We start from the raw sequence: 25,109 nt of genomic DNA on the forward strand, positions 1-25,109 counted from the left end.
CATGGACGCGCACGACATGAATCAGACGGAACTGGCCGCACAGGTGCTGTCGATCACACGGGCAATCGGACAGGCCGCGTCGCTCGCCGACTGGCTGGAAGCGGCCCGCCTGACCGAAGCGCGCTCGCCATTGCTGATGCAGCTCACAGCGGACCAGGAACCGGCCGCGCTCGATATGATCCGCGAGGTTCAGGCCATCGACGCAGCGCTGCTCGCGGACGCGGCAACCACCCAGAACGAACTGCACATCGAGTTCGAAGCGGCGATCGGGCGCACCAGGGCCGCCGGCGAATACCAGCGGGTCGCGCAACTCTGACTCCGCTTGCTGCCCGGCAGCCGCTGCGGGCCGAAGCGATTCAACCGGCTCGCGGGATCGCCCCGCTGGACGACACCGCAACACCGAACCGCGGCACCGAACCGCGGCACCCGACAATAAGAACCAGGCGCCGAAGTGAGGCGCGCTCTTCCTCAGCCCGCCTCGTGCGGGCTTTTTTCTGCGTTTCGGGCTCCCGCCCACGTTCGCCATACGCCAAACAGGCGGTCTTTTTACCGTCATCTCCGCGCATCGGAAAGATGCGCCCGGTCGCACAATTTCCTTCATAGACCATTCCGTGCCGAGACCATGACTCTCCTGACCGAGCAGCCGACCGCTGAAACCCTGACGCCCGAGCAACAGCTCGAACATGACATCGCCTTGGTCTTGCAGGCCGCGCTCCAGCATCATCACAAGGGAGAGTTCGACGACGCCGAAGCGCTGTACAAGGCGATCCTCGAAGCCAAGCCCGCCCATGGCGACGTGCTGTACAACCTCGGCGTGCTTTGCGTGCAGTGCAAGCGTCCCGCCGACGGCCTGCCGTATCTCGAAGCCGCGCTCGGCGGCGCGCCGAATAACGGGCAATTCTGGGTGGCATATATCAACGCGTTGATCGACGCGGGACAGACCCAGGCCGCCTGGCTGGCGCTCGAAATGGGACAGCAACGGGGTTTGAAGGGACCGGCGGTCAACGGGCTGATTACGCGCATGGCCCATGACGGCGGCGGGTACGCCACCTCCGCGGTCGCTTCCGTGGCTGCCGCGCCCGCGCCGACCGTGCCTGCGGCCGCTGAAGCGGATCAGGAAACCGCGGCCGCGAAAGTCGGGGCGAGCGATACGCGCCGCCCCACCCCGCAAGAGATGAATCGCTTCAACACGCTCTTCAACAAGGGCCACATTTCCGACGCCATCAAACTCGGACGAAGCCTGGCGGAACGATTTCCGGCACATGGTCCGGCATGGCGTTCGCTCGGCATCGCGCTTCATCGCGGCGGCCAGTATGTCGAAGCCATTGCAGCCCTGAAAACCGGCATATCGCTGGGCAGCGACGACGCCGAGGCGCGCAAGGCCGTCGCCGACCTGCTGCGAGTGACCGGTCAGCATGCCGACGCCGAAGCCGAGTGCAGAAAGCTGCTTGCGCTCAATCCCGACTATTCGGAAGGCCATCGTGTACTCGGGCTCGTACTCTCCGCCCGGGGCGAGCACCGCGAAGCGATCGCCGAGTGCCGCCGCGCAGCCGAGCTGACCCCCGAGTACGGCGAGTCCCACGGCACCCTGGGCGTGGTGCTGCTCGACTACGGCGCCTCGCAAGAGGCGGAATCGAGCTTTCGCCGTGCGCTCGATCTCGAACCCAGGAACGCGATGACGCGCAGCAATTTGCTGTTCAGCATCGCGCACAACCCCGACATCGACACCGAGCAAATTTACGCGGAGCATCGCAAATACGCGCAGGTTCATGAAGCATCGCTGCGCCTGCCCAAGCCGCGCCACACCAACAGCCGCGCGGTGGATCGCACGCTGAAAGTGGGCATCGTCTCCGGCGACCTGTTCCGGCACGCCGTGTCGTCCTATTTGATGCCGGTCATGGAGCCGCTCGCACAAGACGAGGGCCTGGCGCTGCACGTCTACTACAACCATATCGTCGAGGACGACTACACCCAGCGCCTGCGCGGCTATGCGAAGCAATGGCGCAACGTCTCCAGCATGACGGATGAGGCGTTCATCGCCCAGGTTCGCGCCGACAAGATCGACATCCTGATCGACCTGAGCGGGCATACCGGTCGCAACCGGCTGCAGGCGTTCGCCCGCAAGCCCGCGCCGATCCAGGCAAGCTGGATCGGCTACCCGGCGACCACCGGCCTCGACGCCATGGACTACTATCTCAGCGACCGGTTCTTCACGCCGTTCGGCGACATCGAGCGTCAGTTCTCCGAGAAGCTCGTGCATCTCGCGGCGATCGGCCCATTCCAGCCTGAAAAGAACGCGCCGCCGGTCAACATCTTGCCGGCCATGCACAACGGCTACATCACTTTCGGCAGTTTCAACCGCTTGAACAAGCTGCGTCCCGACGTGATCGCCCTATGGGCGAAGCTGCTTCGCGAGCTGCCCACCGCGCGCATGGTCCTTGGTTCGATGTCCGGCGACGACGGCGACGAGAACCTCGTCAACTGGTTCGTCAACGAAGGCATTTCACGCGATCGCCTGAGTTTTCGTCCGCGCTCCACGATTGCGGTCTACCTGCAACAGCACTATCAGGTCGACATTTGTCTCGACACGTTCCCCTACACCGGTTCAACGACCGTTCTGAACTCGTTGTGGATGGGCGTGCCCACGCTGACGATGGCCGGCAAGACGATGGCGAGCCGGGCGGCCGCGGCATGGCTATCGCACTCGGGCCTGCAAGCGTTCGTCGCCGGTAACGCGGATGACTTCGTCGCAAAGGGCGTCGAGCTTGCCGCCGACATCCCGGCGCTCGCCAGCCTGCGCACGTCGTTGCGCGAGCGTTGCATGGCGTCGCCCGCGTTTCAGCCCGAGCGGGTTGCGAACAGCCTTTCGAGCGCGCTTCGCACGATGTGGCGACGCTGGTGCGACGGCCTCGCCCCCGCCGCGTTCAGCGCCGACGGCACTCAACCCGCCAGCAACAACCCGGTCCACGCCACGTCGCGGTAGTCACGCGTGACCCGGACTCAAACCAGCAGTGAGGAAATCATGGGCTCAAGCGCGCCTCTTCGTGCGATCGCGTCACTGGACGACGAACGCATCTATGTCACCCAGCCGCATCTGCCGCCGCTGGCCGAGTTCCTGCCGTACCTCGAAAAGATCTGGGACAGCAAGATCCTCACGAACGGCGGCCCGTTTCATCGGCAACTCGAAAAGGCGCTCTGCGATTACCTCGGCGTCGAGCATCTCGCGCTGTTCGCCAACGGTACGCTGGCCCTCGTGACCGCGCTGCAGGCGCTGCGCATCAACGGCGAAGTCATCACGACGCCCTATTCCTTCGCGGCGACCGCGCATTCGCTTCTGTGGAACGGCATCAAGCCGGTCTTCGTGGATGTCGACCCCGATACGCTCAACCTCGATCCCGTCAAAATCGAGGCTGCCATCACGCCTCAAACGACGGCCATCATGCCGGTGCACTGCTACGGCCATCCTTGCGATGTCGAGGCGATCCAGAAAATCGCCGACAACTACAACCTCAAGGTGATTTACGACGCCGCGCACGCGTTCGGCGTGCGCACCGAGAGCGGCAGCGTGCTCCGTCACGGCGATCTGTCGATCGTCAGTTTCCACGCCACCAAGGTCTTCAACACGTTCGAAGGCGGCGCGATCATTTGTCCGGACGCAAAGACCAAGCAGCGCATCGATCACCTGAAGAACTTCGGTTTCGTGGACGAAGTCACCGTCGTTGCAGCGGGCATCAACGGCAAGATGAGCGAAATCAATGCCGCCTTCGGGCTGCTGCAACTGCAACACGTCGACCAGGCCTTGGCGAAGCGCAAGGCCATCGACGCGCAGTACCGCGAGTTGCTCGCCGGCGTGCCGGGAATCCGCTGCCTGCCGGATACGGGCGAAAAGGTCGCGAACTATGCGTATTTTCCCGTTCAGGTGCTGGACGATTTTCCGATCAGCCGGGACGCGCTGTATGACCGCCTGAAGGAGCACGACATCTATGCGCGCCGCTATTTTTATCCGCTGATTTCCGAGTTTCCGATGTATCGAGGCTTGCCGTCAGCGCACAACGACAATCTGAGCGCGGCAAGCGCGGCTTCGAAACGGATCTTGTGCCTGCCGATCTATCCCGATCTGGATCAGGGGCAGGTCGCGCGAATCGTGAGCATCATTGCCGGCGTGAGATAAACGCGCTCAGTCGATAGCTGGACCTATCCCATGCAAGACATCGTGCTCGTCGGATCTTCAGGCCACGCCAAGGTCGTTATCGACATCGTCGAAAAGGCGGGGCGCTACCGCATCGCCGGCCTGATCGACGGCTTCCGCACGCCGGGTGAGGAGACGCTCGGCTATCCGGTACTCGGCGGCCCGTCCGATCTGCCCGCCCTGAATGCCCGGTTCGATCTCAAGGGCGCTCTCGTGGCGATCGGGGACAACAGCGTTCGCGCGCGCGTCGCCGCCGAAGTGGCCGCCCTATGCCCGCAATTGCCGTTCGTCACCGCGATTCACCCCGCCGCCAGCGTCGGGAACAACGTGGCCATCGGCGCGGGCACGGTCGTCATGGCAGGCGCCGTCGTCAATCCGTGTTGCCAGGTCGGGCGGTTCTGTATCGTGAACACGAATGCGTCGCTCGATCACGATTGCGTCATGGAAGACTACGCGAGCCTCGCGCCCGGCGTCACTACCGGCGGCAATTGCCGCATCGGCAGCCATGCCGCCGTGAGCATCGGCGCGGTCCTGCGCCATGGGATCACCATTGGCGAGCACAGCGTGGTGGGCGCCGGCTCACTCGTGCTCGGACCCGTGGATGCTTTCTCCATTGCGTACGGAACGCCCGCGAGGAAAATCCGCGATCGCCAGCCGGGCGACAAATATCTCTAGCCGCCCCCGTGTGCCCCGGCGGATTTCTCATGGCGAACCTGTTGCCTTGCGCCGCGCAATTGAAGTCAACCAATCAGGTTCGTTTGTCGATTTGAATCGGACGGGTTCCGGCCAGCTCCCGGCCTGAATGTATTTCGCGCGGCGCTCCCGCCTTGCGCTTCTGCCTTATTCCATTGGCATTTTTTCAGCTAAATAAATCTCGCCACCGGCTGCAATAACCGCTTTCCGCGATTAGACTGGCGCTCGCTCAAGATCCGATCACCGCTTTCCATGAGGTTTTCATGATTCGCACGATGCACCGGTATTGCGTGGCTTATTGCGTTGCTTTAACCGTTGTGGTCCTTTCAGGTTGCGCCGTCACGCCGCGTCAGAGTGCGAGCGAGTCGCCCGCCGGCGCATCGACGGCCGCCGCGCTCGCATCCTGGAACGACACCGGGACGAAACGCTCGCTCGTCGATTTCGTCACGCTGGTCACCACGCCCGAGTCCAAGGATTTCATCCCGCGCGCGGATCGCATCGCTGTGTTCGACAACGACGGCACGTTATGGCCGGAGCAGCCCGCGTCGGTGCAACTGGTGTTCGCGCTGCAGCGCGTGAAGACGGCGGCGGCGCGGCATCCCGAATGGAAGCGGCAGGAACCGTTCCGCTCGATCCTCAAAGGCAATCTGAAGAGTGTTGCGGCGAGCGGCGACGCCGGCTCGATGCGCGTACTGGCGGCGGCGCACGCGGGCATGAGCAGCGATCAATTCGCTGCGCTCGTGCATGAATGGCTCGACACCGCGAGCGATCCGCGCTTCGACCGGCCTTACGCCGAGCTCGCATTTCAACCCATGCTCGAGCTGCTCGCCTATCTGCGCGCCAACGGCTTCAAGACCTATCTGGTGACCGGCGGCGACGTCGAGTTTGCCCGCGAGATCGCACAGCGCATGTATGGCATTCCGCCGGAGCAGGTGATCGGCAGCACCGTCAAGTACAAGTACGGTCAGACCAACGGCGCGGTTTCGCTGACCCGGCTCGCGCAGGTCGACACGCTCGTGGACGGCGCGGCCAAGCCGCTTGCAATCGATCGCGTGATCGGCCGGCGTCCGGTGATTGCATTCGGCAACGCGGACGGCGACATACCGATGCTCGAATGGACCTCGACGGGCGACGGCCCGCGCCTCGCCGCGCTCGTCCATCACACGGACCCGGAGCGGGAATATGCCTATGACCGTGCATCGAAGAGCGGCAAGCTCGACAAGGGTCTCGAGGAAGCCGGCGCGAAAGGCTGGGTCGTCGTGGATATGAAGGATGACTGGAAGACGGTGTTCAGGAAGCAGCCCACGGCGGCCACCGCGAGCGCGGGCGCGCCGGTCAGGTAGGACGCAAGCGCAAAGGGCGCCCGCGCTCACCGGCCCGCAGCCATACTGCCGCGGCAAGCGTGATGACATGCCGGTCACCGCTTCGATGCGCGGCGTTCACGGCGTCCAGTGATCGGCGAAGGCTAACGGCGGGGGCCGCTTTCAACAACCTCGTCCTCGCGCTCGTCCAGCAGCTCCGCGATCGTGCCGAGCAGGTCGGCGGCGCCGCGCGAGCCGTCGAGCGGGAAGAAGAGCACGTAGTGCAACCGCTCCGACTCCGGATCGAGGCCTACCGCGCCGTCCCATGCGGTCGCGGCATGCAGGTTCGCTTCCAGGGCGAGGCGGTACACCTCTTCGCGCTCGGCCGCTTGCAACTCGCCTAGCTCCACCTGAACGCGGACATGCAGCGGGTCCGTGCGCTCGTCGTAGCGAAGCGATACGACGTGCCCGCTCACGGCGAGTTGTCCGCTTTCAATGAGGCGGGCCGGGTCGCCGAGCCCGGCGATCTTGCAGATGTCGCCGATCAGCGCTGTGTAGTGGGCGTGACTCATCGATTGTTGACTCGCTGCAAGGTTTCCGCTCGGGTGTCTTCGCCGAGTACCGCGATCTTGCCGGGCGCGGGGTCTTTGCCTTGAAGCTGCCGCACAAGGCCTTTTATCTTGCCGGCAAACGATGGCGGTCTCGTCTCGCGATCCAATGCGTGAAAGACTTTCAGCGCCGCGGGTTCGTCTTCGGACGCAAGCTTGTGATCGTTCTTGATTGTGAAGAGAAGCTTGTTCTGCTTCAGCATTTTCTCGGCCATCTCCTTTTCCGTGGCGCCAGCCCGGGGGCTCTTCAATAGCTGCACCGTGTCCCATGCCGCCCCGTTGATCGAGCGCTGCCTATATAGGCGATGCGACTCAGGGCTCTCGGGCGTGTGGCCCTTCAGCTTCGCCGACGCGCGCTGCGGCGCATGGACCGGCCGTGCGACCGGCGACTTCAAGGCATGGCTCTCGTCGTCGATCTCGCGCGCCTCGGCTTGCGGCACGAATTGCACGCGCCGGGTCCGGCTCGGCCCCGCTTTGTCCGGTGACGCGGCAGGCTGCCCGGGACTCGAATGCACCGACTGGATTTCGGGTTCGCGCTCGGGCGACATGTCGTCGTGCCCGATTTCGGATGCGGACTCCGATCCGGTTTCCGATTCGGTTTCCGACTCGGATTCGGGCTGCCACGGCACGTCGTCGTTCTCGACGGGTCCGTCCTCGCCGTTCGCCCATGCCTGCAATTGCGCTCGCAGCGTTTCGTCGTCGATGTGCGTATGGCCGAAGCGCTGCTCGGCCGACTTCGCTACCGCGGCGCCGACACGAGCCGTATGGGTTCTGAAAGCCTGTTCATAGGCCGCATCGGGCGGCAGCTTCTCCAGCCGCTGGCGTTCCAGCAGACCGAGCGGCCAGCCATAATCGCGCGGCACGTTCAGCGCGACCGGTGGCTTGGCAGCCTGTCTCGCTTGCTGCGAAGCCGGCCGCGCACGCATCGTGAGCCGCCTCGCGAAGCGCCGGACCGCCTTGCCCGCACTGCCGATCGAGTGGGCCAGCGCGGCGCCGTCCACGTTCAGCAACGTGACCGGACGGCGGTTGGATTGTCCGTGTATTGATGTCGCGATAGTGCGGCGTTGAGTGGCATTCGCGCCATTCGCGCTCGTCGGCGCTGACCCTTGGCCGCCTTTCGTCGCCTGGCGCTGGCTGGGATTGGACGCGGCGTGCGAGCCCTGCGTCGATGAGGCGGTCGGCAATTCGCCAGCACGCGGACGATGAGACGCCGCGCCGGACGGCCGCAATGCCGCGCTCAATCGGCTCAACGGCTGCAGGACTCCATTGCGCGAGCGCGTGCCGCTCGCTCCGGGCTGTTTCGTGTGCGTTTCGCTGGGGGATGTTTGAGACCGGTCGTCGACGGATGCGGGCGCGCGCACGTTGCTGCTCAGTCGGATATCCATGGTGTCCCTCGCTCAATGGTGTATTGGGCATAGTAGGGTGGTGGATGGGCGTCGATGGTTCGGAGACGGCGAAGTCGGTGCGCCGGTAGCGAAACGAGCAAGCGTATGCGTTCGGTGGATGTGGCGGTATGTTTTGGTGTGTTGCAGCCAGGATAGAGGCAGGTTTGGGGCGGCGGTCTATGTGTTGCGTGCTTTGCTGGCGAGCGGGGTCGCTCGTTTTCGGACTGGTGTGCGGGGTTCGATACAACGCGAGGCCGAGGGTGGTGATGGGCGGGGGAATGCGGATGCCGTAGGCAATAAAAAAGGGCTTCGCGCGAATCGCGTAAGCCCTTGATAAAACAATACTCGGTGGTGCGCCCGGCTGGGATCGAACCAGCAACCCCTGCCTTCGGAGTTTTACCGGCGCACCAAGTCCCTTTATAAATCAATGCCTTACGCAACTCGCAAGCCGCAAAACCAAGCCTAAACAAGGTCAATTGAGGCCAATCCGGATCGCTCAAGGTGCAATTTAGCTGCACAGCCTCAGACCTGTGTCCGTGGCCGCATGGCGCATCCGTCTAGCCCGGCAATGTGGGTAGGGCGAGGACGAGGGGACAATGGGCTCCATTGACCATCAACATCGCGCAGACAAGCGATCGGCGCACGAGAGCCACGATCAGCGTGACAACTGTATATTTATACAGTATTGTTCTACGTGCGGTGTGGCACCATGTGGCCTAGTGCATTACCGCGAGCAATAGTGTACATTCCGCGTGCACGTAGGTTTTAAGCATGAACATTGACTCATTTTGACGCGGGAGGACTGATATGAGCACAAGTGCGCTGTCTGTCGCTCGCTATATCTTGGAGCGACGCAAAGCGGCCGGCGATGCCCTCACCCCCATGCAGTTGATAAAGCTGGTCTACATTGCGCAGGGCTATATGCTCGGCCGTCATGGGCGGCCACTGTTCAACGAGCAAGTTGAGGCGTGGCAGTACGGGCCCGTGGTGCCGAGCGTGTATCACGCAGTGAAGCAATATAAGAGTGCGCCCGTCGACGCGATTCATTGCTCTGGCGACTATGACTTCACGCCTGCTGAGCGGGAAATTCTCGACTTCGTGGCTGACAGCTACGGGCCGTTTAATGGCGTTGTACTGTCTGCTGCCACGCACAAGCCCGATACTCCGTGGGCTCAAACGTGGCATACGTTCGGTCGGAACGCACCGATATCGAACGACATCATCGAGAATTTTTACACGAAGCTGCTAGCGCAGCGGACCCACTCCTCGCTTTGATGCCTCAAGAGCAACTTAAGCCTGTTGCCACAGATGACGGACCGGATGACCTCCGGTCCGTTTTTGCGCCTTCGTCTCAAGATGACAGCGACGAGATCGCAACAAAGGAAGCCTCATCGCTTGCGGCTGGTGTTGATTTGGAAGAAGACGGTGCTCAACAGGAACACCGTCGCCATCAGACCTTTCGAAATCACATCAACAAGGCCACGATCTGGCTTTTCTGGGTAATCGCGCTGAGCTTATTGATCGGCATCGTCGCCTACTCGTGGCACATGGTGACTCCGGATGCCTGGCATTTTTTGAGTGAGAAGCAGTTGGATAAGCTGCAAACAGTTCTGGGTTCCGCAGTGCTCTCCAGCGCCCTCACAGGCTACGTTAATAAGCGCATGGCCTAGCCAAGGCGTTTTGCGTCTGCTTTGAGCAACAACTAAATCGCTCCCCTCTGCAAACTGTCTCTTTGCGTTTGACTGCGGGTCCGCTGCCGGCGATACTTCCGCAAATGCGGTCACGTCGTGAACAAGCGACCGCGCTGCTCTCATAAAAATCCTTCGGCTTTTACTGTCTGAATCCGTTGGGGGGAAGACATGGCGGCAAAAGAGGCAGGCAGCAGTAGTAGACAGAAGAAACGTGCTGCGGGCGATTCGGCAACGGGCGAGCAAAAGGCGCCTGCCACAGACTCTACGCTTACCCCCCGACCGCAACCCGAACTAGTGTTCGGCCTAGTTGGTCCCGTCGGCGTGAACCTGGAACCAGTCATTTCTATCCTGACTAGGGAGTTAAAAACTTTCAGTTACTCCACTAAGACTGTCCGGCTAAGCAAACAGATCGAAAGCTTTTTTTCTTCCGATCACAGCAAAGAGCAGGAAGATAAACGAATCGTAAGCCTGATGGACGAAGGTACGCGATTGCGGACAGAAAGCGGCAGGGGTGATGCTGTTGCACTTCTCGGAATCGCCGAGATTATGCGCATCCGAGACGAAGAGTTTGATGGCATCTTCGAAAGGCACGCCTATATCCTGCGATCGTTAAAACACCCCCACGAAGTAGAGACTCTGCGCAATGTATATGGCAAAGGTTTTTTCTTGATTTCGGTTTACTCACCGAGAGAAGTACGTGTAAATGCGCTGTCGGAACGAATTAGTAAGTCACAATTCGGAAAGGGAAATAATGCACGCGCGAAAGCCGAGGAAATTGTAGAGCGAGATGAATTAGAGGAAAACACGCACCTAGGACAGGACGTCAAAGATGCATTTCCAATGGCCGACCTCTTCGTCGACAGTAGAAATAAAACCGCGCTCGACGGACAAATAAGCCGATTTCTACAATTGTTGTTTGGAAATATTTTTCTCACTCCGTCGCGAGACGAACACGGAATGTATTACGCTCGATCGGCCGCTTTACGGTCAGCTGATTTAGGCAGACAAGTTGGAGCCGCTATCCTTAGAGCAGAAGGTGATTTAATAGCCGTTGGATGCAATGATGTTCCAAAATTCGGCGGTGACTTATATTGGCCCGGAGATAAAGGTGATGCCCGCGATTTTCAGCAGGGCGTTGACGCGACGGCGGAAGAGCGCACTCAAGTCATAGGCGAGCTACTTGAGCGATTCAGTCGCCACGGGCTACTGTCCAATGACAATACCAAAATTGAGCTTAGCAGGTTGGTTCATGAACTCGTGTCCGGAGAAATGAAACAAGTTCTAAAAGGCACAAGGGTTATGAATTTGCTAGAGTTCGGCCGCAGCGTACACGCCGAAATGGCTGCTCTGATGTCAGCGGCTAGGTTAGGCATCTCGGTGCAAGGAGCAACGTTGTTTAGCACCACTTTTCCCTGCCATATGTGTGCCCGACATATTGTAGCGAGCGGAATCAAAAGAGTTGTCTACATAGAGCCATATCCCAAAAGCAAAGCAAAACAATTACATCAGGATTCAATTAGCGTGGACCCGGCAACGGAGTCGAATGATCACGTTAATTTTGAGCCGTTTGTCGGTGTTTCTCCAAAACAGTATCAAGAAATATTTAATGCAAGAGAATCGAGAAAAAACAACGACGGAAAAATAATTGACTGGAGAACAAAATATAGCAAGCCAAGATTTATGCGCTTTTTGAACACATATCATGATATTGAAGTCGCAATAGTGGCCACGGAAATACCCTTACTTGCAGAGAAGCTAAATATTAGCGTATCCTAATAGCATCAGCACTGGAGATTTGATATGAAAAAACCGAGCAGCTTAGGCCAACAGATTCAACAAGCGCAGCGCCTTCTCGCAAGCTGGCCAGATTCCAGAAAATCAAGCCTCCGTTTAGAAGGGTCGGACATTTTTTTAAACAAACGGTCACAACAGACGACGCTGCGGAACACTGCACAGACTAAAAGCAAGTGAGCGACCGCTGTTCCGAGCCCTTTTTCGATATCGGTTACCGGAAGGCAATACCGGCATAGAAAAAGGGCTTGGCGCAACCCCTTCATTGCCCTTGTACTTGCATCAAAGTGCATCACTTTCCGCTATCGATCTTTCCGCGCCCCGTGCTATCTACAGGCGCCGCTCCGAATTCCTCACGCGCATCTAAAACTTGCCTGCAAGGACGACCCGCAGGCGCGGGGGGGACTGCGTTTTATCGCAGTTCCTCTTGCCCGTCCGTTGTACGGCACCGCGGATACGCCGATGGGTCCGGGCAACTCGAGCGAGATAGCGTTCGGCCGACGGAGATGTGCGCTCGTAGGCACGGTGCGCCGATCGAACGGCGCTTTCGCCGTGGCAACGCGATCATCAAAGCATCGCCTTCTCGTACCCGCCCGATGGGGAGCTAACCGCGCCGCAAGTACTCGTTACCGCCGACCCGACCGTCGCGGTTGAATACCTTCACCTCGACGACGGCTCTGCAACCGGGCTAAAATTGCGCGCGTTAGGACGCTTGAACTCGCTGAGTCCGTGCTCGCGGCCATGCGCCCTGAATAGTTTGATACACCAAAAGGTTGCTTGACAATGAACTGCCACTTCAGAGAAGCCGGCGCGGCAGGTCTATGTGTTAGCGCGCGTGCCGCTGCTCCTAGGACTTGCAAGTGACTCTCGCACGCTCCATCCACCCCGACGACACGCCCGCTCTCCGCAAGGAGCGAGGCGCCTTCTTCACCCCCGACGAGATCACCCGGTTTCTGGCCAACTGGGCCATTCGCACGCCCCGCGACCTGGTGTTGGAACCATCCGCCGGCGATGCTGCCTTTCTCGTTGCCGCTGTTAACCGCCTTCGCGAACTGACACGAGGCAAGGACCCGCGTCCGACCGTCCACGGTGTCGAAATTCATGCCCACAGTGCGCGCGTCGCCAACCAACGCGTGCGGGAAGCTGGGGGTAAAGCCGAAATCCGGCATAGTGACTTTTTTTCGGTCGAACCCGAACCGGTCTACGACACCGTTATTGGAAACCCGCCCTACATCAGGTATCAGGATTTTTCTGGTGAGTCCCGCGCCCGATCCCGCGCGGCCGCCCTCCGAGGTGGTGTATCGCTGACCGGCCTCGCCTCCAGTTGGGCCGCATTTACCATCCACTCTGCGCTGTTCTTGAAGCCGGGTGGGCGGCTCGGGCTTGTTCTCCCAGCTGAGTTGCTTTCGGTGAACTATGCCGCCCCTGTGCGCCGATTTCTCTTCGACCGCTTCCGCGACGTGCAGCTCGTGCTTTTTGAGGAACAGGTGTTCCCCGAGGCCGAGGCCGACGTCGTGCTGTTACTAGCCGACGGATATCTTGAAGGCCCCGCGCAGCACGCGACCATCAGGCAATCGAAGAACGCCGCTGACCTTGCTTCGCTTGGTGCAGGGCTGATTTGGACGCCGACTGACCCGGCGGCGAAGTGGACCAGCAGCCTCATTGACCCGAAAGCGATCGAGCCGCTGCACGAGCAATTGCGGCGAGGACTGTTCACGAGCCTGGAGACGTGGGGCGACACCACCCTCGGCATCGTCACGGGCAACAACAAATACTTCACGCTCTCACCTCAGCGTGCGAAGGAACTTGGCCTGCGCCGCAATGAGCTGCTGCGCCTCTCGCCGCCTGGAAGTTCTCACCTGCGTGGTCTCTCGCTCTCCAACGCCATGCTTACAAAGCTGGGCCGGGACGGTCACGCTACCTACCTCTTTTATCCGAGCGATCCACCCTCGGCTGAAGCGGCGGCATACATCGAAGACGGCCACCGGACTGGTGTCGATACTGCATACAAGTGCCGCGTCCGCAAGACCTGGTACCAAGTGCCGCTCGTTCCCGCTGCGGACCTTTTGTTGACCTGCATGAACGCAGACACTCCCCGACTTACGGCGAATGAAGCAGGAGCCCGCCACCTGAACTCCGTGCACGGCGTCTACCTCGATGAAAAATACCGTGAACTCGGCCGCGAACTTTTGCCGCTTGCGAGCCTGAACTCGGTCACGCTGCTGCACGCAGAGATGGTGGGTCGCGCCTATGGTGGTGGGATTTTGAAGATCGAGCCGAAGGAAGCGGATGTTTGGGCGATGCCATCGCCCGCATTGATCTTAGATAGCGCTGATGCGCTTCGCACTGTCAAGCAGCAAGTTACTGAACTCTTAGGCGACGGCAGACTGCTTGACGCCGTAAATATCGTCGATAAAGTCGTCCTTGCGGGCTGCGGCAACTTGACGGCCAAACAGATCAAGCAAATCCGGCAGGCGCGAGCAGAACTTGCCCACCGCCGCACAATGAGGGCAGCCAGTGGCCGCTAAACCATCCGCGAAAGCAGAAGCTTGGGTCATTTTCGACCGAATCGTCGCCCTCGCCGCCCCCGGCGGTGTACACAGCAATCCTTGGATCAAGAACCCCGACGGCCAGTTGCGCTTCGAGCCGGACTACAACACGCTTGTCAAACTGCTGGGTGTTCCTCTTTACTTGAAGGCCGGAACCCAATCCGGAGTCCCCGCGTTGGCCCTCGATGTATGGCTGAGCTATGAGTTGCGAAGGGCGGGCTTCGACTCAGATGAGGCTTGGCCGCGCCCCGTCCACCCGCGCATCCTTCCTGCGGCTGTAGCGTCCCTCCTGAAGGCACTGCCCCGCAAGATCCGAGATGCTGTGGCGGATCGCGTGAACAACCAATCTTCGATCCCGGACGTTACGTCCTCCAGCGCGTCCATCCTGGGCAAGAATTACCTCAAGCAAGTTGACGTCATCATCACGGACTGGGCCACGGGGCCCGAGTTGCTGATTTCGACAAAGCGCATGGACTCCTCCTATGGCAAAAACGCACCGAATCGAATCGAGGAGTCATACGGCGACGCTAAGAATCTGCGATTGAGGCACCCCCTCGCTGCTCTCGGCTTCGTGTTTGGGCTTCGCTCCGACATCCTTCAAAAGGAGTCTAAAACTGCCGATTGGTTGTTCGATCTGCTCGCCAAGCTCGGACGTGAGGACGACGCATACCACGCCACCTGCCTCGTCTTAATGGAATATTCAGACGAAGCCGCAATACCCGACACTGGAGAAGAAAGACCCGCTGAAGGCGTGCCGGAACCCGGGCCTGAATTGGTCGGAGAAGAGGATGCACCGGCACCCGTTCCCGAGTCGGAAGTTGATCGTGAGATTGCGCAGCTTCCTAAAGTGACGATCGTCGAAGAAAAGATTCCCGAAGATCTCGCACCTGGCCGCTTCCTCGCCGCGATGGTCACGCGTGTCCTTGGCGCTACGCCGGTCAATATGCACGAAGAAGCGCGACGACGTCGTGCTTCGCCTGAGCTGCATTAGAGACTGTCGCTGTAGGGAGCGATCCGCGACGTTCGGCGGCATATCGTCGGGCGCACTTGCGCGCCCGATCCCCAGTCTCCTCTTCTTCTGAAAAATGCTAGGCCGTCTGCGCGGATGATTCCGATTGCTTGATCGTATACGCGTTGAAGCTCACCACCTCGTCGCCGATCCACTCGTTCAGCTGTTCAAAGCGCCGTTGCAAGGGTGCAATTTCATTCACGCCGAACACCTCAGCGGCCTTGTCCGACGCGCCAAATCCGCCGGTATTGCTCGGCACGATTCCCATTAGCTGAGGCGGGATGCGATGCGCCGCGAGCAAGTCGTCGCGCGTGACATTCTTGATGTTGAAAAACTCGTCTTTCGCCGTGACCTCTGAAACGGGAATGAGCTGGATACCGTCTTTCTTGCCGGCCGGCGCGTACATGAAAAGGTTTCGGAAATTGCCCGGCCCCTTGCTGTTCTTCAACGCCTCGCGCATCTTGTCGACATCGCTCTGACTCTGCGCCGCATCCGTCATATACAGGATGAAACCGGCGTGCGAACCATTCTCGTAATACTTGCGACGAAACAGCGTCGCCGACTCATTCAGCCATGCCGAGTGCAGCGCGCCGAGATATTCGGGCAGGCCATACACTTCCTGATTAATGTCCGGTTCCATCAAGTGATGCACCGAACCCGGCTCGAATTCATGTTCGACCTGTTGCCACCCGTTGAGCTGCACGAAGCGTTGCAAGTCGGTTCGGCGGCGCACATATTTCGACGGCGCACGTTTGAGCGCGAGCGTGTTGCCGAGCCGTGCCTTTCTCTGCTCGATGTACCCATTGCCGAACGTGAGGAAATCGAGCGCCCACTTGTCGAATTCCTCACGCGTGAGTAACTTGTGCGGGATGAACGTCGACGAGAGCACATTGCGTTTGAAGTAGATCGCCGAGCCGTGATGCACGCCGGCGCGAAACGTCTTTGCCAGTCCCGACCATGACACCGGTGGCTCATACCAATCGCCGATAGCGTATGCCTGTACATAGTCAAGAATCTCGGCCCGGTCCATCACCGGCACTGGATCGTCGAACGTGAAGGCCTCGGCTCTTGCCGGCGTCGACGTGGCCGCCTGCGTCGTGCTGCTCGATGCGTAAGTGCTGCGCTTGCGCTTGCTCATTAAGAGAACTCCATAAAGCCAGTATTGTTTGCCGTCACACCCTCTAGCGGCTCGTTATCGAGCGCGTGCAGGCACGCCCAGGCTAGATCGGCATGCCCTGTTTCTTCGCTGCGGCTCGCCTCATACGTGACTTTCCGGCCGCTTGCAGTCATGGTTTTGCGAATCGCCATAAACGACTGTGCTAGGTCTGTCCAACCCGCATCGAATTCGAGCCGGCCCTTACTGATGACCGACAAGCCTTTCAGTACGAGACGGCCCTTTACTTCCGGCGAATAGTTGAGTGCGACCGCCCCCGGATAGAACTGCCTCACGAGCTGATAAACGCCCTGGCCGATGCCAGTCGTATCGATCGACATATATTCGACGTTGTATTGCTTCGTGATCGCGTGGATCGCCTCGGCTTGCGCTTCGAAATCCATGCCTCGAAACTGCTGTTTGTGCAGCACGCGAAACTTGCCACCCGGAACCGCCGGCGGGGCGATGACGACAAGGCCGGCCGAGTCGCCGGAAAGCGCCGGGTCGTAGCCGACCCATACGGCACGAAAGCCGAAAGGGCGGGGCGCGAGCGGCTTGAAATCGTCGGCCCATTCTTCCCATGAGTCGACCATGCAGCGTTGCAGCTCGGCGAGCGGAAAGAGCGATGCCGTGTCGTCGATAAACTGACACATCAACAGATTCGCGTATTCCTGCGCGCTGTATTCAAGCCGCAGCTCGTCGATATCGAACAGGTCGCAACCGCCGGCGACAGCATCCTCGACCGTGACGATCTGGCGAAACTGCCGATCCTCACAGAGCCGGCCGCGAGCGAGCGCCGAGTGCGACGTATCGAGATGAATGTGATCGGCCTTTGCGCGCCCCCTGTTGTAGTGCTCGCCGGTCCAGAAGGTGTAAGCCTCGTGCGTGATACTCGACGGCGTTGAGAAATAGGTTTTGCGCCATTTCTTGTGCATCGCCATGCCCGACGCAACCTTGTTGAGCTGGCGAAATCCGCTCACCCAAAAGTATTCGTCGAAATAGAAATTGCCGTGATAGCTCTGCGCCGTGCGCGAATTCGTGCCGAGGAAAATCAGTTCGGCCATGTTCGGCAAGATGATCGGGTCGCCGGTCAACTCCACTTCGGCGGCCTCGGCGGCGAACTGGCGAATGTATGACTTGAAAACGTGCGCCTGCGCCTTGCTCGCCGATAGAAAAATCTGATTTCGTGCAGTCTGCAAGGCATCGTCTAACGCCTCGCGTGCGAAATAGAACGTCGCGCCGATCTGCCGCGACTTGAGAATGTTGCGCGTGCGCTTGTCGCCGTTGCGATACCACACCTTTTGATAGCCGAACTGGCAATCGAGAAACGCCTCGTGAAGCCGCGCGATCTGCTCGTCGCTGAAATCGTTGCGCACCCTCTCTTTGCGTGGCGCTTTGTTGCGTGCCTCGATGTTCGGGTTCAGGTCGCTCTCTTTCCCCGTTTCGCCGTATTTGCGCACGCGCGCAAGCCGCTCGACCTGACGACCGAGCAAGTCGATTTCCTTGAAGTCGCTACCCGTCTTTACCGACTTGGCAATGAGCACCGCGAGGCGTGTTTCAAGCGATGACTCGATGCGCTCGATCGGCTGCGCTTCGTCCCATTTATCCCGCTGTTTCCATGCCTCAACGGTCGCGCGTTTGAGCTGCAAGTGCTCGGCGACGGACGTGATCCGCCACCCCTGCCAGTAAAGCGCGCGCGCAAGCCGGCGAGGGTCCGCATTCGAATCAAGGGTAGGGGCGATATCGGCTGTTTCGATCATGGCCTCAAGTTTCCCGCGTCGCGCGCGCGCAAGCACGCCCGCCTATGTGTACCGAACGCACGAACAAACGCGAAACGTTGAGCGCTCGCGGCCGTGATCGCAAGATGTCAACTCACGCTGAACCTTCCCGAACCTGTTGGAGACCTCACAATGCAACTTCGCAAGCTGTCGCTCATGTCGTTCGCCGTCGCGGCGATCGCGCTCGCTGTCACGATGGACGCAAACGCGGCAACGCTCGCCGCAAACGCTGCTCTCAATCATCCCGATGTGCTCTCGTTTCTGAGCGGTCACGGCATGAGCATCACCGGCGCCGCCGGCCTCGGCGCAATGGCGATCGGCTCGACCGCATCGGCCGACGCGGCGAAGCTCGCTAAATCCAAGCTGTTCCGCATCGCCGTCGAAGGCGCGACGACTGACGGCCGCGTGATCGAGCGCGCATGGCTCGAACAGATTGCCGCGAACTACTCGCCGACGAAATACGGCGCACGCGTGAACCTCGAACACTATCGCGGCATCGTGCCCGATGGCCCGTTCAAGGCATACGGCGACGTGCTCGCGGTCGAAACGCGTGAACTCGACGGCGAATTCGCCGGCAAGCTCGGACTGTTCGCGCAAATCGATCCTACGGCCGAGCTGGTCGCGATGACGAAGGCGAAACAGAAGATTTACACCTCGTGCGAAATCGACCCGTCATTCGCTGACACGAAACAGGCCTATCTGATCGGCCTCGCCGTGACCGATAGCCCCGCGAGCCTCGGCACCGAGATTCTTTCTTTCGCAGCTCAGAACCCGAACGCCTCGCCGTTCGCCGGCCGCAAGGTATCGCCGACGAACCTTTTCACGGTCGCCGACGAAACCGTGATCGAGTTCGAAGAAGCGGCACAACCGGCCGTGCTGCCGGCGCTGCTGTCCCGCGTGAAAGAGCTGCTGTCCAGTTCGAAGAAGAAAGAAGCGACCGACGACAAGCATTTCGCCGAGCTGGCGCAATCGTGCGTCGAACTCGCAACCGTTGCCAAAGCACAAGGCGAGACGATCGAAGCACTCACGAAGCAAGTCGCCGAGCTAGACGATGCACGCAAGGCCGACCGCGAGGCATTCGACACGCTGCAAGTGCAGCTCTCGCAGACCGATAGCGGCACCAAGCGCCCCGCGTCGACCGGCTCGGCCGGCGGCACCGTCACGACCGATTGCTAAACGGCAATCACACCCTTTCACTGCCCCGGAGAAAACACCACATGCGTAAAGAAACCCGCTTCGCGTTCGATGCATTCCTCAACGCGATCGCCAAGCTCAACGGCATTCCGAACGCGACGCAGAAATTCGCCGTCGCGCCGAGCGTTCAGCAAAAGCTCGAAACCCACATTCAGGAATCGAGTGATTTCCTCAAGCGCATCAACATCATCGGCGTGACCGAGCAACAAGGCGCAAAGCTCGGCCTCGGCGTCGGCGGCCCAATCGCGAGCACGACCGACACGACGCAGAAGGATCGCGCAACGGCCGATGTGACTGACCTCGACGAGAACGGTTACAACTGCACGCAAACGAACTTCGATTCGCACCTGACGTATGCGAAGCTCGACGCGTGGGCGAAGTTTCCCGACTTCCAGACGCGTATTCGCGACGTGATCGTGCGCCGCCAAGCGCTCGACCGCATCGCGATCGGTTTCAATGGCAAGACGCGCGCAGCAACGTCCGATCGCGCGGCTAACCCGCTGTTGCAGGACGTCAATAAGGGCTGGTTGCAACGCATGCGCGAGCAAGCCCCGCAACGCGTGATGGATGAAGGCACGAAGGCGGCCGGCAAGATTGCCGTCGGCGCAAATGGTGATTATGCGAACCTCGATGCGCTCGTCGTCAATCTGGTCGCGGAAATGATCGACCCGTGGCACCAAGACGACACGGCGCTCGTGGTGATGTGCGGTCGCGGCCTGTTGATGGACAAGTATTTTCCGCTCATCAACAAGAGCCAGGCACCGAGCGAAATGCTCGCCGCTGACGTGATCCAGAGTCAGAAGCGCATCGGCAATCTGCCGGCCGTGACCGTTCCCTTCTTCCCGTCCAATGCCGTTCTCGTGACGAGTTTCGACAATCTGTCCCTGTACTTCCAAGACAGCGCACGGCGTCGCACGATCGTCGACAACGCAAAGCGCGATCGCGTCGAAAACTATGAATCGTCCAACGATGCATATGTCGTCGAAGACCTCGGCCGCGCTGCTGTCGCCGAAAACATCGAAATCGTGCCGGCGGCGGCGTAAAGGAGACACGACGCGATGACTAACCCCGCACGACGCCATTTTCAGCGCATATCAGCACGCCTCGCGTCGGCCTCGGCCGGCGCGGGCGAAACGATGGTCGGAAGCGCTTACGAGCTGATGCTCGCGAAACTCGCGATCGATCGCCGTCGACTCAAAGATATCAAGTCGATCGCGCGAAAGATCGAAGTGAAGCGCGCCGAGTTGCTGCCCGCTTACGTCGATTACGTTGCCGGCGCGCTGAGTGGCGGGCGGGGCGCACAAGACGATGTGCTTACGACCGTGATGATCTGGCGCGTCGACGTGGGCGACTTCGCTGGCGCGCTCGATATCGCACGCTATGCGATCGCGCACCGGATGACGCTGCCCGACCAATACGACCGCACGCTATCGACGGCGATCGCCGAGGAATTCGCCGAAGCCGCGCTTTCATCGTTCAAGAAAGACGCGAGCGGCGAGGGCGTGAGCGTCGCGCAGCTCGACGAAATTGCGCAGCTCACCGAGTCGCACGACATGCACGATCAGGTGCGCGCCAAGCTGCACAAGGCGATCGGATACACGTTTGAACGCGCCGGCAATCTGCCGCTCGCGCTCTACCACCTACGCGGCGCGCTCAAGCTCGACGAGCGCGCCGGCGTGAAACAGGACATTGCCCGCATTGAGAAAGCGGGCAATGCGGCCGGCACCGACGCCGGCCGCACGTAAAGAGCCCACCCCGGCCTGGGCGGCGCCGGCCGACGATCGCAACGCCTGACGGTAACGCGATCCGACGCCGGCCCACCGCCCACCTTTTCCGAGCTGATGCCATGACGACTTTTAACGCGATCGAAGAACCCACCATCACGCCCGAGCCGGCACCGCCGGCCGAGGCGCTGACGATCGAAAACGTCGCATGGTTTCCCTCTGTCGACCTCGCGCATATGCGCGAAGCCGTGCGCCTTACCGGCACCGTCACAACGGCGCGACTGCGCGATGCCGCGATCGCCGCGATCGACGAAGTAAATCGCGAGCTGGCGAGCTGGCGCGCTGCTCACGAAGCGGCCGGCGTCGCATCGCTCGCCGAGTTGCCGGCCGACAGGATCGGCGGGGAAAGCGTGCAGCTCGCGCGCTATCGCCGCGCCGTCTATTTCCTCGCACGCGCAGACCTCACCGAGAAGTATCGCGATTTCGATAGCACGAAGTCGGGCGCGAACGACGCTGACGAGCTGGTGACGACGATCGACGCCGATCGCCGCAACGCGCGACAAGCAATCAACGACATGCGCGACGTTCCGCGCTCAACGATCGAGCTGATCTGATGAAGAAAAACGCCCTTTACCGCATCCGGCAAATCGCCTTGCCCCGCAAAGCCGGCGACCGCTTCATCGGTCCCGGCTGGTTTCGCGTCGAATGTCGCATCGCTATGTTTTTCTGGCGCGAAGTAGGCGCATGCAGTTCGCTCGACGAGGCGCGATCATTCATCCGCGCCAATGCCATGCACCGACGCATCGCGCGCATTCCGCCCCGTCTGATTGATCGATTCGGACCTGACGGTAAGGAAATCTGATGCGCGTCCATGCACAACAGGGCGATACCGTCGACGCCCTCTGTTTCCGCTACCTCGGCCGCACGCAAGGCGTCGTCGAAACAACGCTCGAAATGAATGCCGGCCTTGCCGATTACGGCCCCGTGCTGCCCCTCGGCCTCGCTATCGATCTGCCCGACCCGCCGAGCGATCAAACAACGATCCAGCTCGTCAACCTTTTCGATTAACCGGAGTCGCCAACATGGCCGAACCTAGCACCACTACCGTCGCCGCTGTCTCGGCCGGCATTGGCTTTGCAAGCCTGTTTCCCGGCATCGACGGCAACGCGCTTATCGGCGCTTTCACGGGCGCGGCGCTCGTCGTCGTCACGTCGAAAGACCTGTCGCTTGCGAAGCGCTTCGCGTACCTCGTGATTTCGCTGATCGCCGGCTATCTGGCCGCGCCCGATGTGGTGAATCACACGCCGATCACGAGCACCGGCGTTGCTGCTTTCTTCGCCGCTGCACTGGCGATTACCGTGACCCTGCAATTGATCGAGCGCATCAAGTCTTTCGACCTGCTGTCGCTGTTTCGAAAGGGCTGACCCATGCACAACCCCCTCGCACTGATCGCATTGATCGCGTACAGCGTCGCGGCGCTGCGCATCCTGTTCTATCGCCGCGACGGCGCGCGGCACCGGCATCACGTTTCATGGTTGGCATGGCTGCTGCTCGTCGCGCTCGGCGGCTCGGCGATCGAGCTGGCCGTGCATGCGAAAGCGGTCGGCCTGTTCGAAGCGGCTCGCGCCGTTCTTTTCACTGTTCTCATTTTCGGCGCACGCGGCAACGTCGCGCGCCTGCTGCGGAGCGAATGACGATGATTCTGAGAAAGGGCGATATCGGCGACGAAGTGGCGTTGCTACAAAAGCGCCTCACGCGCGCCGGCTTTTCGGTCGCTGAATCGCACGTTTTCGACCATGAAACCGAATCCGCGGTTATGGCGTTGCAGAAGGCGCGCGGCCTCGTGATCGACGGCATCGCCGGCCCGAAAACGCTGATTGCCTTGCCCGGCGTCGCGCTGCCCCGGCACCTGTCCGACCCCGACCTCGTGAAAGCGGCCGACACGCTCGGCGTGAGCGTCGCGGCAATCCGCGCAGTCAACGAAGTCGAATCGCGCGGCGAGGGTTTCTTGACGGATGGCCGGCCGGCAATCCTGTTCGAGCGGCACGTTTTCTATGCGCGGCTCAAGGCGAAAGGCCTCGACGCCGATGCGCTCGCCGCGAGATATCCGAACATCGTATCGGCCGACGCCGGCGGTTATGCGGGCAAGGCGGCCGAGTACACGCGCCTCGCGACCGCCGAGCGCATCGACGCCGACACCGCGCACGAGTCGGCGAGCTGGGGCGCGTTTCAAATCATGGGCTATCACTGGAAAGCCCTCGAATATTCGAGCGTCGCCGATTGGGTCGCACGCATGCAGAGAAGCGAAGCCGATCACCTCGACGCGTTCGTGCGGTTTATCGCAGCCGACACGGCCTTGCTTTCCGCGCTGAAGGGTAGGAAGTGGGCGGCGTTCGCCAAGGGCTACAACGGCCCGAATTACGCGCGCAATCTGTACGACGCAAAGCTCGGCCAGGCATACGCGAAATATGCCGAGCGCGAGAAGGCGGCGGCATGAATGCAATCGCCGCACGCCTCGCACCGATCGCCCTGCGCGCTGCTGCGATCGCGCTCGTCGTACTCGCGATCGCGGCCGGCTGGTTTTATGTGAAGGCACTGCGCGCCGAACTGGTCGACGCGCAGAACACCGCGCGCACCGCGCAAGAGACGGTCGGCCGGCGCGATGCGACGATCGCCGACCTACAGAAGAAAGACCGCGAGCACGCGAAGGCGCTCGCGCAGCTCGACGCGAAGCGCGCCGGCATCGCCGCGAGCCTCGCGCAGTCCGAAACCGACTTTGAGGCGTTGAAACATGAAAACGAAGCGTTGCGCGCATGGGCTGATGGCGCTTTGCCTGACGATGTTGTACGCCTGTACGGCCGCCCCGCGCTCACCGGAGCCGACGACTACCTTGCAATGCGCGCCCGTCGCGCGCTGCACGCTGCCGGCGACGGCACCGCGCACTAACGACGAGCTGCGCCGCGCGCTCGATATCACCGAGGCGGCATGGGGCGAATGCGCGGCCCGTGTCGATCTGATTGTCGATTGCCAATCGAAAGCCCTTTCCCTTTCCGGCCCCGACCATGAATAAGGCGAACAGTCTGCGCAAGGCGCTCAATGCGGCCGTGCCGTCGCTCGTGAATGATCCCGACAAGCTGCTCGTATTCATCGACGCCGGCAACATCATCGCGACGGGTGCGGCATTCGGCTCATTCGATTACGCATATACCCTAAACGTGATGCTGCTCGATTTCGTCGGCGACGCCGATATCGTGTTCGCCGCGCTGATCGCATGGGTCAAGCGCAATCAATCCGACTTGCTCACGAATGACGATCTGCGCAAGACGGGCATTTCATTCGAAGCCGACCAACTGACGCAAACAACGGTCGATCTGTCGATCAAGCTCAAACTCACCGAAAGCATTGTCGTCGGCACCGATGACACCGGCGCGCAAACCATCACGCACGTCGACGAACCCGTGCCCGAGTGGGAAGTGAGCGGCCTTTACGATCCCTCTGCGCAATGGACGAACTAAGCGCGCTCGAATCATGGGCAGGCGCGCTGCTGTCGCAGCTCTCGCCGGCCGCTCGACGTGCAGCGCTGCGCGATATTGGTCGCGAGCTGACGCGTAGCCAACGCACGCGCATCGCGCAACAACGCAACCCGGACGGGAGCGCATACGAGAAGCGCAAGCCGCGCCCGAAACACCTGCGCGACAAGGCCGGCCGCATCAAGCGCGCGGCGATGTTCGCGAAGCTGCGGCAAGCGCGCTTTCTGCGCGCCGAGACTGACGCGCAAGGCCTAGCGATCGGGTTCGCCGGTCGCGTCGCACGCGTAGCGCGCATTCACCAGTTTGGCGAAAGCGATCGCATCGCACCGGGCGGCCCGCAATACACCTACCCGGCGCGCGTGCTGCTCGGCTTCACCGACGCCGATCGCGAAATGATCCGCGATCTGTTGCTCAAACACATCGCGCCTTAATCGTTCGGCTCACTGAGTCTGTACCCGACACGCTAACAAACGCAGCGTGTCGACTCGCGCGTGCGTGCTCGGCAACATGGAGC

General features: G+C 60.9%; 27 protein-coding genes. 23 read left to right on the forward strand and 4 right to left on the reverse strand.

Translation table 11 applies throughout. The features are described 5' to 3' along the window. Position 1 precedes the first annotated feature (1 nt). From CUJ90_RS17625 to CUJ90_RS17645, 5 genes are all read left to right on the forward strand, one after another. Positions 2 to 316 (forward strand): flagellar protein FliT, encoded by a 315-nt coding sequence (locus CUJ90_RS17625; protein WP_114163299.1) that lies wholly within the window; start codon positions 2 to 4, stop codon positions 314 to 316. 315 nt (positions 317 to 631) lie between these two features. Continuing rightward, the gene (locus CUJ90_RS17630; protein ID WP_167449673.1) at positions 632 to 2,983 is read left to right on the forward strand and encodes a tetratricopeptide repeat protein; all 2,352 of its coding nucleotides are present in this window, start codon (positions 632 to 634) and stop codon (positions 2,981 to 2,983) included. 39 nt (positions 2,984 to 3,022) lie between these two features. Then, the gene (gene vioA / locus CUJ90_RS17635; RefSeq protein ID WP_114163301.1) at positions 3,023 to 4,171 is read left to right on the forward strand and encodes a dTDP-4-amino-4,6-dideoxy-D-glucose aminotransferase VioA; all 1,149 of its coding nucleotides are present in this window, start codon (positions 3,023 to 3,025) and stop codon (positions 4,169 to 4,171) included. Between the two features lie 30 nt (positions 4,172 to 4,201). Then, entirely contained in the window at positions 4,202 to 4,864 is a 663-nt protein-coding gene (locus tag CUJ90_RS17640; protein WP_073427801.1) for an acetyltransferase, read from the forward strand. A 281-nt stretch (positions 4,865 to 5,145) separates the two neighbouring features. Further along, the gene (locus CUJ90_RS17645; protein ID WP_114163302.1) at positions 5,146 to 6,225 is read left to right on the forward strand and encodes an HAD family hydrolase; all 1,080 of its coding nucleotides are present in this window, start codon (positions 5,146 to 5,148) and stop codon (positions 6,223 to 6,225) included. A 122-nt stretch (positions 6,226 to 6,347) separates the two neighbouring features. On the opposite strand, the gene CUJ90_RS32660 is transcribed toward CUJ90_RS17645, so the two are convergent. Together CUJ90_RS32660 and CUJ90_RS32665 are read right to left on the reverse strand one after the other, a co-directional pair. Next, positions 6,348 to 6,755: a CesT family type III secretion system chaperone gene (locus CUJ90_RS32660; RefSeq protein ID WP_161553699.1), complete on the reverse strand. Its 408-nt coding sequence runs from the start codon at positions 6,753 to 6,755 to the stop codon at positions 6,348 to 6,350. Further along, positions 6,752 to 8,176, reverse strand: coding sequence for a hypothetical protein (locus CUJ90_RS32665; protein ID WP_161553700.1), 1,425 nt, complete (start codon positions 8,174 to 8,176; stop codon positions 6,752 to 6,754). Before CUJ90_RS32665 ends, CUJ90_RS32660 begins: the two co-directional genes overlap by 4 nt. A gap of 807 nt (positions 8,177 to 8,983) precedes the next feature. Here CUJ90_RS32665 and CUJ90_RS17665 point away from each other — a divergent pair. The 5 genes from CUJ90_RS17665 (at position 8,984) to CUJ90_RS17685 (ending at position 15,198) form a co-directional block, all read left to right on the forward strand. Further along, a complete protein-coding gene (locus CUJ90_RS17665) occupies positions 8,984 to 9,451 on the forward strand; it encodes a Panacea domain-containing protein (protein WP_114163305.1) in 468 nt (155 codons plus the stop codon). Beyond that, the gene (locus tag CUJ90_RS17670) at positions 9,451 to 9,846 is read left to right on the forward strand and encodes a hypothetical protein (RefSeq protein ID WP_114163306.1); all 396 of its coding nucleotides are present in this window, start codon (positions 9,451 to 9,453) and stop codon (positions 9,844 to 9,846) included. Before CUJ90_RS17665 ends, CUJ90_RS17670 begins: the two co-directional genes overlap by 1 nt. 189 nt (positions 9,847 to 10,035) lie before the next feature. Then, positions 10,036 to 11,643 carry an anti-phage dCTP deaminase gene (locus CUJ90_RS17675; RefSeq protein WP_114163307.1) on the forward strand — a complete coding sequence of 536 codons (1,608 nt, stop codon included), beginning with the start codon at positions 10,036 to 10,038 and terminating at the stop codon, positions 11,641 to 11,643. 875 nt (positions 11,644 to 12,518) lie between these two features. Continuing rightward, positions 12,519 to 14,186, forward strand: coding sequence for an HsdM family class I SAM-dependent methyltransferase (locus CUJ90_RS17680; RefSeq protein ID WP_114163308.1), 1,668 nt, complete (start codon positions 12,519 to 12,521; stop codon positions 14,184 to 14,186). After that, positions 14,176 to 15,198, forward strand: a complete 1,023-nt coding sequence (locus tag CUJ90_RS17685; RefSeq protein WP_114163309.1) for a hypothetical protein — start codon at positions 14,176 to 14,178, stop codon at positions 15,196 to 15,198. The genes CUJ90_RS17680 and CUJ90_RS17685 overlap by 11 nt, the downstream gene beginning before the upstream one ends. A 97-nt stretch (positions 15,199 to 15,295) precedes the next feature. Here the strand turns inward: CUJ90_RS17685 and CUJ90_RS17690 are convergent, their stop codons facing one another. Beyond that, complete coding sequence (locus tag CUJ90_RS17690; RefSeq protein WP_114163310.1) at positions 15,296 to 16,354, reverse strand: phage portal protein; 1,059 nt, start codon at positions 16,352 to 16,354, stop codon at positions 15,296 to 15,298. Then, a complete protein-coding gene (locus tag CUJ90_RS17695; protein WP_114163311.1) occupies positions 16,354 to 18,129 on the reverse strand; it encodes a terminase ATPase subunit family protein in 1,776 nt (591 codons plus the stop codon). Before CUJ90_RS17695 ends, CUJ90_RS17690 begins: the two co-directional genes overlap by 1 nt. Before the next feature lie 150 nt (positions 18,130 to 18,279). On the opposite strand from CUJ90_RS17695, the gene CUJ90_RS17700 reads away from it, so the two are divergent. From CUJ90_RS17700 to CUJ90_RS17755, 13 genes are all read left to right on the forward strand, one after another. Beyond that, positions 18,280 to 19,323: a GPO family capsid scaffolding protein gene (locus CUJ90_RS17700; protein ID WP_114163312.1), complete on the forward strand. Its 1,044-nt coding sequence runs from the start codon at positions 18,280 to 18,282 to the stop codon at positions 19,321 to 19,323. 41 nt (positions 19,324 to 19,364) lie between these two features. Further along, positions 19,365 to 20,384 (forward strand): phage major capsid protein, P2 family, encoded by a 1,020-nt coding sequence (locus tag CUJ90_RS17705; protein WP_114163313.1) that lies wholly within the window; start codon positions 19,365 to 19,367, stop codon positions 20,382 to 20,384. A 15-nt stretch (positions 20,385 to 20,399) separates the two neighbouring features. Then, positions 20,400 to 21,086 (forward strand): phage terminase small subunit, encoded by a 687-nt coding sequence (gpM, locus tag CUJ90_RS17710; RefSeq protein ID WP_114163314.1) that lies wholly within the window; start codon positions 20,400 to 20,402, stop codon positions 21,084 to 21,086. A 101-nt stretch (positions 21,087 to 21,187) separates the two neighbouring features. Beyond that, the gene (locus tag CUJ90_RS17715; protein ID WP_114163315.1) at positions 21,188 to 21,679 is read left to right on the forward strand and encodes a head completion/stabilization protein; all 492 of its coding nucleotides are present in this window, start codon (positions 21,188 to 21,190) and stop codon (positions 21,677 to 21,679) included. After that, positions 21,679 to 21,927 carry a hypothetical protein gene (locus tag CUJ90_RS17720; RefSeq protein WP_114163316.1) on the forward strand — a complete coding sequence of 83 codons (249 nt, stop codon included), beginning with the start codon at positions 21,679 to 21,681 and terminating at the stop codon, positions 21,925 to 21,927. Before CUJ90_RS17715 ends, CUJ90_RS17720 begins: the two co-directional genes overlap by 1 nt. After that, on the forward strand, positions 21,927 to 22,133 hold the full coding sequence (locus tag CUJ90_RS17725) for a tail protein X (RefSeq protein WP_114163317.1): 207 nt from the start codon (positions 21,927 to 21,929) through the stop codon (positions 22,131 to 22,133). Before CUJ90_RS17720 ends, CUJ90_RS17725 begins: the two co-directional genes overlap by 1 nt. A gap of 14 nt (positions 22,134 to 22,147) precedes the next feature. Next, a complete protein-coding gene (locus CUJ90_RS17730) occupies positions 22,148 to 22,489 on the forward strand; it encodes a putative holin (protein ID WP_114163318.1) in 342 nt (113 codons plus the stop codon). Between the two features lie 3 nt (positions 22,490 to 22,492). After that, entirely contained in the window at positions 22,493 to 22,759 is a 267-nt protein-coding gene (locus CUJ90_RS17735; protein WP_114163319.1) for a phage holin family protein, read from the forward strand. Further along, positions 22,756 to 23,562, forward strand: a complete 807-nt coding sequence (locus CUJ90_RS17740) for an N-acetylmuramidase domain-containing protein (RefSeq protein WP_114163320.1) — start codon at positions 22,756 to 22,758, stop codon at positions 23,560 to 23,562. The genes CUJ90_RS17735 and CUJ90_RS17740 overlap by 4 nt, the downstream gene beginning before the upstream one ends. Next, complete coding sequence (lysB, locus tag CUJ90_RS17745; RefSeq protein WP_114163321.1) at positions 23,559 to 24,011, forward strand: Rz-like lysis system protein LysB; 453 nt, start codon at positions 23,559 to 23,561, stop codon at positions 24,009 to 24,011. The genes CUJ90_RS17740 and lysB overlap by 4 nt, the downstream gene beginning before the upstream one ends. Beyond that, positions 23,905 to 24,135 carry an Rz1-like lysis system protein LysC gene (gene lysC / locus CUJ90_RS33255; RefSeq protein ID WP_244219937.1) on the forward strand — a complete coding sequence of 77 codons (231 nt, stop codon included), beginning with the start codon at positions 23,905 to 23,907 and terminating at the stop codon, positions 24,133 to 24,135. Before lysB ends, lysC begins: the two co-directional genes overlap by 107 nt. Continuing rightward, the gene (locus CUJ90_RS17750) at positions 24,128 to 24,580 is read left to right on the forward strand and encodes a phage tail protein (protein ID WP_114163322.1); all 453 of its coding nucleotides are present in this window, start codon (positions 24,128 to 24,130) and stop codon (positions 24,578 to 24,580) included. The genes lysC and CUJ90_RS17750 overlap by 8 nt, the downstream gene beginning before the upstream one ends. Continuing rightward, positions 24,568 to 25,026 carry a phage virion morphogenesis protein gene (locus CUJ90_RS17755; protein WP_114163323.1) on the forward strand — a complete coding sequence of 153 codons (459 nt, stop codon included), beginning with the start codon at positions 24,568 to 24,570 and terminating at the stop codon, positions 25,024 to 25,026. Before CUJ90_RS17750 ends, CUJ90_RS17755 begins: the two co-directional genes overlap by 13 nt. Positions 25,027 to 25,109 lie beyond the last annotated feature (83 nt).

The sequence above is a fragment of the Paraburkholderia terricola genome, from assembly GCF_003330825.1.
In the GTDB taxonomy this organism is placed as follows: domain Bacteria; phylum Pseudomonadota; class Gammaproteobacteria; order Burkholderiales; family Burkholderiaceae; genus Paraburkholderia; species Paraburkholderia terricola.

Coding starts and splice junctions, on each gene's coding strand:
- CUJ90_RS17735 (WP_114163319.1), top strand. CDS start 22,493: ATGCACAACCCCCTCGCACTGATCGCATTGATCGCGTACAGCGTCGCG.
- CUJ90_RS17690 (WP_114163310.1), bottom strand. CDS start 16,354: ATGAGCAAGCGCAAGCGCAGCACTTACGCATCGAGCAGCACGACGCAG.
- CUJ90_RS17645 (WP_114163302.1), top strand. CDS start 5,146: ATGATTCGCACGATGCACCGGTATTGCGTGGCTTATTGCGTTGCTTTA.
- gpM (WP_114163314.1), top strand. CDS start 20,400: ATGACTAACCCCGCACGACGCCATTTTCAGCGCATATCAGCACGCCTC.
- CUJ90_RS17700 (WP_114163312.1), top strand. CDS start 18,280: ATGCAACTTCGCAAGCTGTCGCTCATGTCGTTCGCCGTCGCGGCGATC.
- CUJ90_RS32660 (WP_161553699.1), bottom strand. CDS start 6,755: ATGAGTCACGCCCACTACACAGCGCTGATCGGCGACATCTGCAAGATC.
- CUJ90_RS17720 (WP_114163316.1), top strand. CDS start 21,679: ATGAAGAAAAACGCCCTTTACCGCATCCGGCAAATCGCCTTGCCCCGC.
- CUJ90_RS17740 (WP_114163320.1), top strand. CDS start 22,756: ATGACGATGATTCTGAGAAAGGGCGATATCGGCGACGAAGTGGCGTTG.
- CUJ90_RS17640 (WP_073427801.1), top strand. CDS start 4,202: ATGCAAGACATCGTGCTCGTCGGATCTTCAGGCCACGCCAAGGTCGTT.
- CUJ90_RS17705 (WP_114163313.1), top strand. CDS start 19,365: ATGCGTAAAGAAACCCGCTTCGCGTTCGATGCATTCCTCAACGCGATC.
- CUJ90_RS17665 (WP_114163305.1), top strand. CDS start 8,984: ATGAGCACAAGTGCGCTGTCTGTCGCTCGCTATATCTTGGAGCGACGC.
- CUJ90_RS32665 (WP_161553700.1), bottom strand. CDS start 8,176: ATGGATATCCGACTGAGCAGCAACGTGCGCGCGCCCGCATCCGTCGAC.
- CUJ90_RS17625 (WP_114163299.1), top strand. CDS start 2: ATGGACGCGCACGACATGAATCAGACGGAACTGGCCGCACAGGTGCTG.
- lysC (WP_244219937.1), top strand. CDS start 23,905: ATGTTGTACGCCTGTACGGCCGCCCCGCGCTCACCGGAGCCGACGACT.
- CUJ90_RS17750 (WP_114163322.1), top strand. CDS start 24,128: ATGAATAAGGCGAACAGTCTGCGCAAGGCGCTCAATGCGGCCGTGCCG.
- CUJ90_RS17715 (WP_114163315.1), top strand. CDS start 21,188: ATGACGACTTTTAACGCGATCGAAGAACCCACCATCACGCCCGAGCCG.
- CUJ90_RS17725 (WP_114163317.1), top strand. CDS start 21,927: ATGCGCGTCCATGCACAACAGGGCGATACCGTCGACGCCCTCTGTTTC.
- lysB (WP_114163321.1), top strand. CDS start 23,559: ATGAATGCAATCGCCGCACGCCTCGCACCGATCGCCCTGCGCGCTGCT.
- CUJ90_RS17695 (WP_114163311.1), bottom strand. CDS start 18,129: ATGATCGAAACAGCCGATATCGCCCCTACCCTTGATTCGAATGCGGAC.
- CUJ90_RS17755 (WP_114163323.1), top strand. CDS start 24,568: ATGGACGAACTAAGCGCGCTCGAATCATGGGCAGGCGCGCTGCTGTCG.
- vioA (WP_114163301.1), top strand. CDS start 3,023: ATGGGCTCAAGCGCGCCTCTTCGTGCGATCGCGTCACTGGACGACGAA.
- CUJ90_RS17675 (WP_114163307.1), top strand. CDS start 10,036: ATGGCGGCAAAAGAGGCAGGCAGCAGTAGTAGACAGAAGAAACGTGCT.
- CUJ90_RS17670 (WP_114163306.1), top strand. CDS start 9,451: ATGCCTCAAGAGCAACTTAAGCCTGTTGCCACAGATGACGGACCGGAT.
- CUJ90_RS17730 (WP_114163318.1), top strand. CDS start 22,148: ATGGCCGAACCTAGCACCACTACCGTCGCCGCTGTCTCGGCCGGCATT.